This window comes from Psychrobacillus psychrodurans, assembly GCF_050209195.1.
GTDB lineage: Bacteria > Bacillota > Bacilli > Bacillales_A > Planococcaceae > Psychrobacillus > Psychrobacillus psychrodurans.
This window is the reverse complement of record NZ_CP189791.1, coordinates 1637532-1650589: the sequence shown is the minus strand read 5'-3', so window position 1 is coordinate 1650589 and position 13058 is coordinate 1637532. Positions and strand designations below refer to the sequence as shown.

Annotated in this window: 14 protein-coding genes; all 14 read right to left on the bottom strand. The window is 35.7% G+C overall.

The genetic code is table 11. From position 1 onward, the window contains the following. Position 1 precedes the first annotated feature (1 nt). Complete coding sequence (locus ACQCPR_RS07765; RefSeq protein WP_427138692.1) at positions 2-763, bottom strand: heptaprenyl diphosphate synthase component 1; 762 nt, start codon at positions 761-763, stop codon at positions 2-4. Between the two features lie 54 nt (positions 764-817). Then, entirely contained in the window at positions 818-1039 is a 222-nt protein-coding gene (gene mtrB, locus ACQCPR_RS07760) for a trp RNA-binding attenuation protein MtrB (RefSeq protein ID WP_090561783.1), read from the bottom strand. A gap of 67 nt (positions 1040-1106) precedes the next feature. Next, a complete protein-coding gene (gene folE, locus ACQCPR_RS07755; RefSeq protein ID WP_090561785.1) occupies positions 1107-1676 on the bottom strand; it encodes a GTP cyclohydrolase I FolE in 570 nt (189 codons plus the stop codon). A gap of 234 nt (positions 1677-1910) precedes the next feature. Continuing rightward, positions 1911-2183 (bottom strand): HU family DNA-binding protein, encoded by a 273-nt coding sequence (locus ACQCPR_RS07750; RefSeq protein WP_090561787.1) that lies wholly within the window; start codon positions 2181-2183, stop codon positions 1911-1913. A 172-nt stretch (positions 2184-2355) separates the two neighbouring features. Continuing rightward, complete coding sequence (gene spoIVA / locus ACQCPR_RS07745; protein ID WP_090561789.1) at positions 2356-3834, bottom strand: stage IV sporulation protein A; 1479 nt, start codon at positions 3832-3834, stop codon at positions 2356-2358. Between the two features lie 744 nt (positions 3835-4578). Further along, on the bottom strand, positions 4579-5289 hold the full coding sequence (locus tag ACQCPR_RS07740; protein WP_427138691.1) for a hypothetical protein: 711 nt from the start codon (positions 5287-5289) through the stop codon (positions 4579-4581). A gap of 13 nt (positions 5290-5302) precedes the next feature. Then, the gene (locus ACQCPR_RS07735) at positions 5303-5512 is read right to left on the bottom strand and encodes a DUF2768 family protein (RefSeq protein WP_269915712.1); all 210 of its coding nucleotides are present in this window, start codon (positions 5510-5512) and stop codon (positions 5303-5305) included. 380 nt (positions 5513-5892) lie between these two features. Next, on the bottom strand, positions 5893-6912 hold the full coding sequence (locus tag ACQCPR_RS07730; RefSeq protein ID WP_427138690.1) for an NAD(P)H-dependent glycerol-3-phosphate dehydrogenase: 1020 nt from the start codon (positions 6910-6912) through the stop codon (positions 5893-5895). A 30-nt stretch (positions 6913-6942) separates the two neighbouring features. Continuing rightward, the gene (der, locus tag ACQCPR_RS07725) at positions 6943-8253 is read right to left on the bottom strand and encodes a ribosome biogenesis GTPase Der (RefSeq protein WP_090561795.1); all 1311 of its coding nucleotides are present in this window, start codon (positions 8251-8253) and stop codon (positions 6943-6945) included. A 100-nt stretch (positions 8254-8353) separates the two neighbouring features. Next, positions 8354-9502 carry a 30S ribosomal protein S1 gene (gene rpsA / locus ACQCPR_RS07720; RefSeq protein ID WP_427138689.1) on the bottom strand — a complete coding sequence of 383 codons (1149 nt, stop codon included), beginning with the start codon at positions 9500-9502 and terminating at the stop codon, positions 8354-8356. Positions 9503-9595: 93 nt separating this feature from the next. Next, entirely contained in the window at positions 9596-10183 is a 588-nt protein-coding gene (locus tag ACQCPR_RS07715) for a lysophospholipid acyltransferase family protein (protein WP_090561800.1), read from the bottom strand. Position 10184: 1 nt separating this feature from the next. Beyond that, the gene (cmk, locus tag ACQCPR_RS07710) at positions 10185-10859 is read right to left on the bottom strand and encodes a (d)CMP kinase (RefSeq protein ID WP_427138688.1); all 675 of its coding nucleotides are present in this window, start codon (positions 10857-10859) and stop codon (positions 10185-10187) included. A gap of 191 nt (positions 10860-11050) precedes the next feature. Continuing rightward, entirely contained in the window at positions 11051-11698 is a 648-nt protein-coding gene (locus tag ACQCPR_RS07705; protein WP_427138687.1) for a flagellar brake protein, read from the bottom strand. 75 nt (positions 11699-11773) lie between these two features. Beyond that, positions 11774-13057, bottom strand: coding sequence for a PepSY1/2 domain-containing protein (locus ACQCPR_RS07700; RefSeq protein WP_427138686.1), 1284 nt, complete (start codon positions 13055-13057; stop codon positions 11774-11776). Position 13058 lies beyond the last annotated feature (1 nt).

Here is a 13058-nt window from a genome sequence, read left to right as displayed (position 1 = left end):
TTTAACCTTCTCTCAACTGCTTTTCTAAGGTGCATCTCATTAATTTATCTAACAGTAGGCCTTTTAGTTGGTCTTGCAATAGCTCTGAGTTAGTTATTTCTTCCTTGAGTAAAGACTCAACTTTTCCTATCTCCACCTGTAGCAAATTAATATTGGCTTGTAATTGACTAGATTTACTAATGTAAAATGGTTTGCCGCCTTTTTCATATGCTTCTAGTTCTCTTTTTAGAGCAATGAGTAGCAATGATTCTTTCATAACGAATACATATTCATGAAATGAATAATATTCATATAATTGTTCGATAGATTTAGATTCAATCAGTTGGATAGATTGTATGATTTCCTCAAAGCTATATAATTGTCGATCATAAAATCTAGTCTTCTGTTCAGATATAGTTGCGACACCATCCGACAATTGTTGGATTAAGTCTAATTGTTTGTCACTAGCTAGTAACTGGTAATACTTCCCACTATAATAGTCCCCAGCTAATACTTGTAGTTGCTGTTCCTTAGTGGTTGCATTCAATTCTTTTACTAAGTCGTGAGCAGCTAAGGCAGAAAAGATAAGTGTAACTGCAATGGCAGATTTACTTTGGGACTCATCCCATTCTTCCCCATTAAATAGTGGTAAAAGTGTAAAAAACAAACGCTCTTCATCAATGACAGGAGCCCCGGTATATTTTAACAAAGTACTATGTTGTACTTGCTTGAATATGCCATCTTTATACTGCTTTATATGTTGTTTGATCAATGCTTCGTTCATACACTTTACTCCATTTCCCAACTGCGCTTAATCTGTCTATCTGGTTATTTTAATTTATTTTTTAGAATCGGATTGTATAATACCATTTGCAGAATGGATTGATGCTTTTCCTCTGATCTTCATGGCCGACGTATGTTCGGTAAATTGGGCAATCATAACTTCACCATTATCCAGTTTTTCAGAATGATGAAATTTTGTATCTGTTCCTCTTGTAAGACCGATTACATGAACTCCATCTTCCTCTGCTTTTATCAAAATATAATCTGAACTAGACATATTATAGTCTCCTTTGTTCACAGTCTTTTTCCATCATACCATATTCTAAAGCCGACATCCAAAGGTGTTACTTCATCTTTATGAATGAAAGTATTTCTGAGCGCTTCACATCGTCAGTTTCTAAAATTCCACGTGCAACAGCAGTAATTGTTTTTGCACCAGGTTTTTTAATACCTCGCATTGTCATACACATATGTTCTGCTTCCACTACTACATACACACCATGTGGATTTAGCATTTGCATTATATCATCCGCTACGCTTGAGGTGATTCTTTCCTGTAGTTGTGGGCGTCTTGCTGTAGTTTCAACAGCTCTAGCAAGTTTACTTAAGCCCGTCACAACCCCATTACGAGGAATATATGCTACATGTGCTTTACCGTAAAAGGGAACTAAATGATGTTCACACATGGAGTAGAACGGTATGTCCTTTACTAAAACTAACTCTTCATGTTCTTCGTTAAAGACAGTTTTAAAATATTCCTTTGGATCCTGATGTAAGCCTTCGAACATTTCTGCGTACATTTTAGATACTCTCTTAGGTGTCTCTAATAATCCTTCTCTATTTGGATCTTCACCGACTGCTTCTAAAATCATTTTAACAGCTTCTTCTATCTTGTTCAGATCGACTTTTGTCATCTGTAGACCCCCTAAAACTATGTATTATATCAATTGCATCTTAGCATATGACATAATTATAATAAATAAATTTATTCTAATGTCATATCTGCATATTTTATCTCGTTAATAGCTGAAATTCTTTTTTTGGGTTATAGCTTAACAATTGAACAATCTGATAACAGAACTTAATTGAAAAGAACGGCTACCGTGAAGCAAGCTCCACAATAACCGTTCTATGTACTACAACATCAGTTATTTAACTGCGTCTTTAAGTGCTTTACCTGGTTTAAACGCAGGTACTTTGCTTGCAGCGATGTCGATTTCTTTACCTGTTTGTGGGTTACGTCCTTTACGTGCAGCACGTTCACGAACTTCAAAGTTTCCAAAACCGATTAATTGTACTTTTTCACCATCTGCAAGAGCAGTTTGAATTGATTCAAATACAGCTTCAACAGCTTTAGAAGCATCTTTTTTAGAAAGTTCTGTAGCTTCTGCAACAGAGTTAACTAGTTCTGTTTTATTCATACCATTCACCTCCTCTCAAAGGAAGATAGCTTCAATCCTGTAAAAAGAGTATCACAACCAAAAAACCTTCGCAACACAATTTACACGAGTTTAGCTAAGTTTCCTCAAAAAAAGGACATTTTCACACAATAACAGGACTTTTTGCATACTCGCAAAAAGTCCTGTATTGACTTCACAATATAAATGTGACCATCCCTCGGTCACCTTCATTTACCATTCGTTCAATCGTTTCTCGCATTCTCTTCTTCGCTACGTCAGAAACACTTTCTGTTTTATAACGTAAACTTTCTTTTAAAACTTCCACTAGAGAAGTTCCAAAAACCTGTGTTTGCCATAAAGCATCTCGGTCGTGTAAATACCCATGTTTTAAATCCTTTAATAATTGCTGACTATGAAATTCAGACCCGATTAATGGTGCGAATTCAGCTTCCATATCTACACGTATAATGTGGAGAGAGGCAGCTTTTGCTTTTAAGCTTACACCATAGAAATTATTTTGTTTGATAATTTCGGGAGCGGTAGGCTGAAAATCTTGAATTGTTGGTAATGATACGCCATAACCATGTTTTTTAGCTGCTTCCAAAGCATCTGAAAATTTATGATATGCCTTCTTTGCGGTAGATGCTTCTTTAACGAACAGTAGCCAATCCTTCTTCGACTCAATAGGTTCCTCTAACCATTCATCGCAAACTTCCTGAAACACTTCGGGTTTTAAGCCAATTTGTATACATGCTGACCCTCTACCGGGATTTGCTTCTACAACTTCTGCTGACTGGATAAAGGGAACTTGCTTGAATCTAGAAGCTAATTCTTTCACGTCTTTCATTTTGGATACTATTTGCAGCCATTCTTGTAAGGAGGAAGTGATAGCATTATTGACAAAATGGTCAGGTTCTAACACATCTGTCCAATCTGGTTTTACTAATTCGATATCCGTGATCGGAAATTCATAGAGTGCTTGTTGGAGTATGTATTGAATTTCCTCAGCAGTCATACGATCAACGGCAGTTGCAATTACTGGAACTTCATGTTGTCTTTGTAATTCTTCACTTAATTGAATCGTCTCTAAATGACCTGGATTTTTACTGTTTAGAACGATAACGAATGGTTTACCAATTTCCTTTAATTGTGTAATTATTTGTTGTTCTGCACTTTCAGCTGCCATACGAGGAATATTATTTACTGATCCATCCGTTGTGACAACAATACCAATAGTAGAGTGATCTCTAATTACTTTGTCTGTCCCAATTCTAGCAGCTTCCTCGAAAGGTATTGCTTCGCTATGCCATGGTGTATGCACAAGCTTTTGCCCTTCTTCACCAGAGTGCGTTTTAATGCCATCGATCATATAACCGACACAGTCTACTAGTCTGATCTGTAAGCGTAGTTGATCTTCTCCTAAGTGGATATTTGTCCCGTGTGCTGGTACGAATTTCGGCTCCGCTGTCATAATCACATTGCCTGGAGAACTTTGAGGCAATTCATCTTGTGCACGTAGTCGCTCGGCCTCTTCCTGAATATTCGGGATTACTACTAACTCCATTACACGTTTTACAAAAGTAGATTTACCTACTCGGACAGGGCCGACTACACCAATATACACATCTCCATTCGTTCTTTCTGCTATCTGTTCATACAGTTTACTCGACATGGATACTCTCCTTTCTTAGCAATTTAATATATGCACAAAAAAAACGTTTCATGCATATCGCACGAAACGTCCTTTTTAACTTCTAGAAACGATTGATTATTAATCCACATTGTCTTGCTCAAATGCATGTTATAGCTAGACATAGAAACTGTTACTTAAATACTAATATTAGTTAAATATAAAATGTGACAAAACCATTTATAAATGGTATTTGAAACAAAGATGCAATTATTTATTGTGATTTATAGATGTAAAGATTTTCAATTTATATAAGTTTAAATGATTCAATTTCACAAAGAATATTATATAGTAAAACCCGAACAACACTGATTTCCACTAGATTCGCCGGCTACCACTCCAATCAACGGGATCGCCTTAAAAAACGAATAATATATGGCGATATTAAGTAAACATTCGCATTTGGTAAATGAAACAAGTAATTATGAAATTGACTCAAATAGTAAATATTTATCCGATTAGGAAAGAAAAACACAATAACATTTATATTTCGAGAACCACAGGATAAAAATCAAATTCACTATTCTCTCTAATAGTTTTTGAAGGTGGACTGACAGAGAAATGTCATAAAATTATCAAAAAAGTGATTCTGATTGCAACATCCATCACAATCAAAATCACTAAAAATTCACTTGGTAATATTATAACATCAAGAATGATCAAGACATTTTGAAAACAATTTAAACAGTTTTCCACTTAAATTTAAGTCTTTATAACTATTTCTTCTTACTTACTCAACATAAAAACTGGCTCATTTTGTTCATTAATCGTGTAGGGAAGGGAATATGCAGGAACAATTGCAAAATTATCCGTTAACAAAAAACGAATGTCATCTCCCGGTTTTATTTGCTCTTCTGTTTCTTCGAGTAATCTATTCAATTCTATTGAGTAATCAACATAGACCTCCCCATCGCCAGTAGCAACAATCGGTAATTGAGTATCAGAATATGGACTTTGAATGGATAATTCACTATCATATCCCATTTTTTTATAGTCCAACTTATAAACACCTTCTACAATGGTCTCAGCAATAGGTCCGAATCCATTTATCCCTTTTCGATGGTTGATGTCACGAAGGGTATCTGCAATACGTAAGTCTACTAATTTAACAGTAGGATTCTCTTCTACATTCATTAGTACATATTGATAAATACCCCCAGCTTCATAAGAATTAGCAGGAGCCTCTCCAAGTTTAGATGGAATGATTTTACTAAAGTCAATTGGGTATTTAATGTATTGGTCAGTTTCCATATCGCGTGTTTTTATCGGTAATAGTCCACTGGAATCTTCCTGAAAACTATCAACAGCATTTTGAACTGCTAACAGTTGATCTTCATATGGTAATAAATTTTCAGGTTCATAACCACTTTTATAACTACATCCAGCTAAAAAAATCACTAACATAATTACAACAGCAAAAAGTTTAAAGTTTTTCATAGGAATCTCCTTACTAAGCCTTAGTTGGGTTAGATATTATATAAATCATCGTAATGAAACCTATAAACAATAATATGTATGCGATTAAACCTAATATAAATTTCAAGAATTTATTTTTCAGTTTATTCTTTACGAAAAACATAAATGCCATAGCTAAAAACATACAACCCATAGATCCAAACGATATCCACATTTTATCCATTGATGATACTAATAACACCACAACAACTTCCACACCTTTCTTCAATAAAAATACAAAACAAACTAAAAGCGCACAACGCCAATGAAAGCCCCGCCAACTTGCTTATATGACAAGCTTTACTCCGGGGTAAGCGTTGGTAGAATTTCACGTGAAGACGACCCTTTGCAAAAAAGTTATTCTGTCTAAGATCGTGACACCATGTAACAACCAATGACTACTATGTCTCATCCAGTTTCCCTGAAAGCCCGATGCGACTAAGGAAACTAGGCGTTGAAGATAGACAAATTCTAACAAAAAAGTTTGGGGCAACACTTACAAGGAACTATTAAATAAACAACATTTCAAGTATACAGTCAAAAAAGAGTTGTTATTATCAACAACTCTTTCCATTTGTGACAAATTTAGAACGTTTTATAATCTTCTAATTCGTGTTTTTTCGTGCGGTGCATCAAAATATCTACTGCCTCTTTAGGATTGACCTGTTCAAATAAAACGGAGTGCAAGGCTTCTGTAATCGGCATGTCCACTCGTTGCTTAATAGCGAGCTGATATGCTGCTTTTGTAGTACGGACACCTTCTACCACCATTCCCATCTCTTCTAACACAGTATCCAGGGTTGCCCCCTTACCTAACATATTACCAGCGCGCCAATTTCTTGAATGCACGCTTGTACATGTTACGATTAAGTCACCCATACCTGTTAATCCAGAGAAAGTGTATGGTTGCGCACCAAGACTAATGCCTAGACGAGATATTTCTGCAAGCCCTCTAGTTATTAGAGCCGCTTTTGCATTATCTCCGTATCCTAAACCATCAACAATTCCAGCTGCTAATGCAATTACGTTTTTTAAAGCCGCACCAATTTCTACACCGATTACATCATCGTTTGTGTAGACACGGAAAGATTTGTTCATAAACAAATCTTGAATCTTCTCGGCTGCCAGCATATTTTCACTTGCAACTGTAATAGTTGTTGGATGCTCTAAGACAACCTCTTCTGCATGACTAGGACCAGATAATACGACTATTGCTTCCGTAACACCCGCAGTTAACTCTTCCTCAATCATTTCTGATATCCTTTTTAGCGAATCCGGTTCAATCCCTTTAGAAACATGTACAAACAGTTTCTTCTCATCCAAGATAGTTAACATGTTTTCGCAAACTTCTCTAATCGCTTTAGTTGGCACAGCAATCACAATAACATTTGCATGTTGAATTGCTTTTTGAAAGTCACTAGTAGCCTTTAGATTAGCTGGCAAAATAGTGTCAGGCAAATACTTTTTGTTTGTATGGTTAATAGTTATTTCTGTTGCCTGTTCATCTCTGTGTGACCAAAGTAAACAATCATGGTCATTGTTTGCAAGAACCATTGCAAGGGCTGTTCCCCAACTTCCTGCACCCAGTACAGTTACTTTTTCCATCGCTATTTCGCTCCTTTAAAACTAATAGGATTAAGTTCTTGCGCGTGTGATAATCCGGATTGGAGTACCCTCAAAGTCAAAGGACTCTCTTATACGATTTTCTAAAAATCTTTCATAAGAAAAATGCATCATCTCTGGCTCATTAACAAATACAACAAAAGTTGGCGGTTTGATAGCCACTTGAGTTGCATAGTAAATACGCAGTCTCTTCCCTTTATCAGTTGGAGCTGGATTTCTCGCTACAGAATCTTCAATTACCTCATTCAATACAGATGACTGAACACGCATTGCATGATTTTCACTTACCTGATTAATGACCGGTAACAGTGCATGAACACGTTGTTTCGTTTTAGCAGAGACGAAAACGATCGGTGCATAGTCCAAGAATTGGAAGTGATCTCTAATTTTTTTCGTCATCACATTCATTGTTTTGTCATCTTTTTCAATAGCATCCCATTTGTTCATGACAATAATAACTGCTTTTCCAGCCTCATGTGCGTAACCAGCAATTTTTTTATCTTGTTCTTGAATACCTTCTTCTGCATTCAAAACAACTAAAACAACGTCAGAACGTTCAATCGCCTTTAAAGCACGTAAAACACTGTATTTCTCCGTCGTTTCATATACTTTCCCTTTTTTACGCATACCTGCTGTATCAATCATTACGTATTCTTGGCCATCAAAAGAGTATTCCGTATCAATCGCATCTCTTGTTGTACCCGCGATATCACTTACGATTACACGATCATGTCCTAAAAATGCGTTTATCAAAGAAGACTTCCCTACATTTGGACGTCCAATTAGAGAAAATTTAATAACTTCTTCGCCATATTCTATATCTTCTACATCTGGGAAATTCTTCGCTACTTCATCTAGCAAATCACCTAATCCAAGTCCGTGGGAGCCTGAGATTGGGAAAGGTTCACCTAATCCTAAAGCGTAAAAATCATAAAGCATATCCCGCATATCCGGATTATCGATTTTGTTAACAGCTAATACAATTGGTTTTTTAGTTTTATACAAAATTTTAGCAACATATTCATCTGCTGAAGTTATTCCTTCCCGACCATTAGTCAAGAATATGATAACATCAGCTTCGTCCATCGCTATTTCTGCTTGCTGCTTAATCTGTTCTAAAAATGGTTCGTCGCTTAGTTCAATACCACCTGTATCAATAATATTAAATTCATGTGTCAACCAATCGGCAGAACTATATATACGATCACGTGTAATACCTGGAATGTCCTCCACAATAGAAACACGCTCTCCTACGATTCGATTAAATATAGTCGATTTGCCAACATTTGGCCTACCAACGATTGCTACTACTGGTTTTGTCATTACTTTTTCATCCTTCCAACTTCGTCTAAGTTGTATTATACAACAAAAACACAAAAACAGGCGACTTTATTGAAGTCGCCTGTTCAATATATGGTATGTTTTAGTTATTGTTTGTGAAGCCTTTCAACTTGTCTCCTAATACATCACTTATAGAGAATCCTCTTGATTCTTCAGGCATTTGATAATCTTCTATATTGTATTTATCTTCATTTTCAACTAATTCTTTAATGCTTAAAGAAAGACGTTTATCAGCAAGGTTAACTTCAATCACCTTAACTTGTACTTCTTCACCCTCTTTTAAGACCTCTTGTGGATTACTAATATGCTTATGTGCAATTTGAGAAATATGCACAAGCCCTTCAACTCCAGGGAATACTTCTACAAACGCACCATATGAAACTAGACGTTTTACTTTCCCCGTAAGTACTGCTCCTTTTGAAGCTTTTTCTTCCACTTCAGCCCATGGTCCAGGCAATGTATCCTTGATAGAAAGAGAAATTCTCTCTGCATCACGATCGATAGATAAAACTTTTACCTTAACTTCTTGCCCTTCTTTTAAAACGTCTGCAATATTTTCTAAATGCTCGTACGAAATTTGTGAAATATGAACAAGTCCATCCACTCCACCAATATCAACAAATGCACCGAACGATGCTAGACGTTGTACTGTACCTGTTAAAATGTCACCACTTTTGATGGATTCAAATGTTTGTTGCTTGCTAACAGATTTTTCATCTTCTACAACTGCTTTATGAGAAAGAATCAGTCTATTTTTTTCCTTTTCAATTTCAACTATTTTAAAAGTTATTACTTTCCCTTTATAGTCTTCAAAGGACTCTACAAAATGATCCTCTATTAATGAAGCAGGGATGAAACCACGGACACCTAAATCTACTACTAGTCCGCCTTTTACTACTTCTTTAACCTCTGTTTCAATAATTTCTCCAGATTGGAATTGCTGTTCTAACTTATCCCAAGCTTTTTCCGCATCCACTTTTCTTTTAGAGAGAACAAAATTAGTTTCTTCCACTTTAGTAATCATTAATTCCAATTCGTCACCGATGGAAACGGAGTCGGATGCTTTTTCAATATGCAAGCTAGATAGTTCACTTATTGGAACTATACCATCATAAGGTGCTCCTTCAATTGTTACGATTATAGATTTTTCATCTACTTGTGCAACAGTTGCTTTTACTAGTTCACCCTCTTTAAACTCATTCGTGTCGTTTAAGTTCATTTCTTCTGACATATGATATTCCTCCTTCACAGCGTCTCTATTCTATATTATGCGAATTGGCACAGAATTACAAAAGGAAGCACTTTTCAAATTAAAATTTTCTAATTATTTTGATTGGTGCTCTTTTAATAATTGAGCAATATTCTCCATTATTACTTCTGTAACTTCATCTGCTGAAGCCTTTCTTTCACGATAAGGTTTTATATCAATTGGTTCGCCGTATACAACTTTTAACTTTTTAAAAGGTTTATAAGGACCAATTATAGCGCAAGGAACAACATTTGCTTCTCCGCGTAATGCGAAGAACCCCGCTCCACTAAATCCCTTCCCTAACTTGCCATCTTTACTTCTTGTCCCTTCAGGAAATAATCCTACTACTTCCCCTTCTTTTAAAAGCTTAATAGCTGTTCTCAGGGCATCGCGGTCACTTAGCCCTCTCTTAACTGGGAAAGCATTCACACCAGGTAAAATCCCCTTTAATAGTGGGACATTAAATAATTCTGCTTTCGCCATAAAATGGACTGGCCTAGGAGCAAGTATCCCTACTACAGGTGGATCCAATGCATTAATGTGGTTGGAGCATAATAAAATACCACCATCTTTTGGGAAATTTTCGGTTCCAATAACTTCAAATCTATATATTGGTTTTAATGCCGAAAAAACAACCGTCTTTGCAAAGGAGTATATATTCAAATTAGGACATCCTTTCTTTTGCAAGTTGCATAATTTTTTCAGATACTTCATCAACCGTTAAGTACGTCGTATCTATAAAAATTGCATCATCTGCCTGTATTAAAGGTGATGCTTGTCGTTCACTATCTAACTTATCTCTAAGCGCAATCTCTTGTTTAAGTTCTTCTAAGTTTGTTTCAATTCCTCTATTTTGGTTTTCTAGATATCTCCTATTTGCTCTTTCGTCTACACTAGCACTCATAAAAATCTTTAGCTCTGCATCCTTTAATACATGGGTACCAATATCTCTTCCATCCATTACAATGCTCCCATTTTTGCCCATTTCCATCTGTCTTTTTACCATTTCTTCTCGTAATGTCGCATGTGCAGCAACCGCTGATACAGAAGCTGTAACTTCTTTTGAACGAATTTCCTCAGTGACAGCCATATTATCAAGAAATACCAATTGACCATCTGGAGAAGGTTTTAAATCAATCAAAGTATCCTTTAGTAAGTATGTTAATTTATCTTCGTCTTGCAAATCTATGTTTTCTTGTAGTGCTTTATACGTGATTGCACGGTACATTGCACCTGTGTCAACATATGTATACCCTAGTAATTCTGCAGTCTTTTTTGCAATCGTGCTTTTACCTGCTGCTGCAGGGCCATCAATGGCTATTTGTATTTGTTTCTTCAATCTATTTGCCTCCACTCTATTCCTTTACATTTTATCATAGAACTGTATTAATGAGAAAAAAGCAAGTGTCCAAATGATAATTTGGGTTACATCTCTCAAAAAGCCTTTTATGAAATTGACTGAAATTAATATCAAAAATTTTAAGAGGCTACCCAAAAGTTATACTTTTGAGCAGCCTCACTTCTTTTCATTTAATTCATCGTTTTCTTTCGAATCGATAGTTGACGCTCAAAACAAAATCTTACTATTTGTTGTTTATCTAGGTCATCCGTATCTGTAAAGTTTAAAGAAGCAATAGTAAGTGATTCTTTTTCCCAAATCCTAATTACTTGGGCTAGAGTTGTAACATATTTAAGGTCTCCATTGTTAAACAATAGAGGAATTAGTAATGTCACTTCGTCTCCAGCTTTAAAGTTGACTGGTTTATTCAAGATAACAGCGGATCCACCGGCACTGATATCATCTGTAACGAATTGGTATCTTTCCCCTTCAAATTGTACAGAAATATCGATAGAAGTATTTACACGTACAAAATCTCTACGCTGAATTCGCAAAAATTCGGAATCTGCTGGAAATGCAAGTCTAACCATTGGTATTTGTTTTGATTTTTTTCCTAATACCTCTGTTTGAAATGCATAAACTGCCTTTGAATCTTCTACAAAAGTTGCTCTTAGCTGCATGCCGTCCATTAAAAAAACTGTCCTATTGGATATTGTATCCGTCGGGTAATCGATATAAATAAATTGTTCGTCTAGATCAACCACTTTACATCGATACTTTTCTGTTTTATCAGTAAAGGTTGGCTCTAACGTTAATTGTGTACCAACTTTGATTTTCATAAGCAACCCTCTTTAGTGTTATAATATACTTTCTATTATGACACTGAAATGAGTATATTTCTATAGAAAAAAGTTCTATGGAAGCTTATCTGCATGTAAAATTTCATGGTTTTCGGTATCTACATAAATTTTGTACGTGCCAATAGTATCATTTTTAGCTAATACTTGATAGGCTAAACGTTGCTCTAGTTGTTTATTTTCTACATATGCTAAACGTTCTTCCTCAATGTAAAAGTTACTTGAAAAGAGCCCCACATTATCTAACGGTACTATTTCTTGCTTACCAATTTTTTCTTTCTGAATATATTCCATGGCATTTAAACCGAGCAATTCTCCATTGTCCTTAGCAATTTTCAATTGAATACCATCTGCATAAATTAAAGCATCATTATTTTCTTCTTTTCTTGCAAACGATAAATGCCAAGCCACTGAGTTTTCACGATATTCTACCATCTCTGTATCGGTAAACCCTAATGTTTTCATATATTCAGCTGACTTATCTTTCATCTGCTGTACTGTTATAGTCGTCTTTTCAAAAGGTCTTTCCAGCAAAAATGACAGTATGTGTCCACCTTTTTTGGTCAAATCTGCATATCCTATCCGAATACCTTCATGGAATTCGATATGATAAAAAGGATAAGGGGCATCCTGGGAACTTTCTGTTATATGAATTTTTGCATCCTTAAATTCTGGAAACAATTTGACGAACTGTTCCTTAGCCTCATCTTCCGTTATTTCGGAGTCCTTAATATGCTGTAAATCCTTTTTCTTTTGCTGATCCGTTTCACTGGCAGTCATAGGGAAGTCGCTTTCTGTATATGCCTTTACAGAGTTCCCTAGTGACTTCCAATTTTTCTCACCATTTTTATCTAATTTATTTTGAACAAAGGCTGTTACAATATAGTCTTTATTTCCACCGTCTTTGTTCGTAAATGCCCACTGATCTGAAAGGGCTTGCAAGTTTTCTCTAGTACTGACCATATTCTTTTGCCATTCGTCAATTGGCACTTCTCCATTTTTCACCTGCGCAGCACCATTACCTAGTCTGTTTAAATAATTCATCCATACTGTAGATGTTTCGCTACTAATAGGCAATGAACTTATAGAAGTTCTTATATCAGAGGAAATCCGCCATACATCATCTAAGGGCTGTTCTAGTGCTTCTTTATCCGTAAATAGCATTGTCTGATCGACGGATTCAGTTAGCTTAGTTAATTTTTCTGATGCTGAGGTCAATTGATTGGAGTATTGTACTGCTAATGCATTTTCTAACCTGTTATTTTGAGACTGAACTGAGAAATGATACATAAGGAATACTACTGCGACGGAAGACACGATTACCCATATAATTTTTTTCATT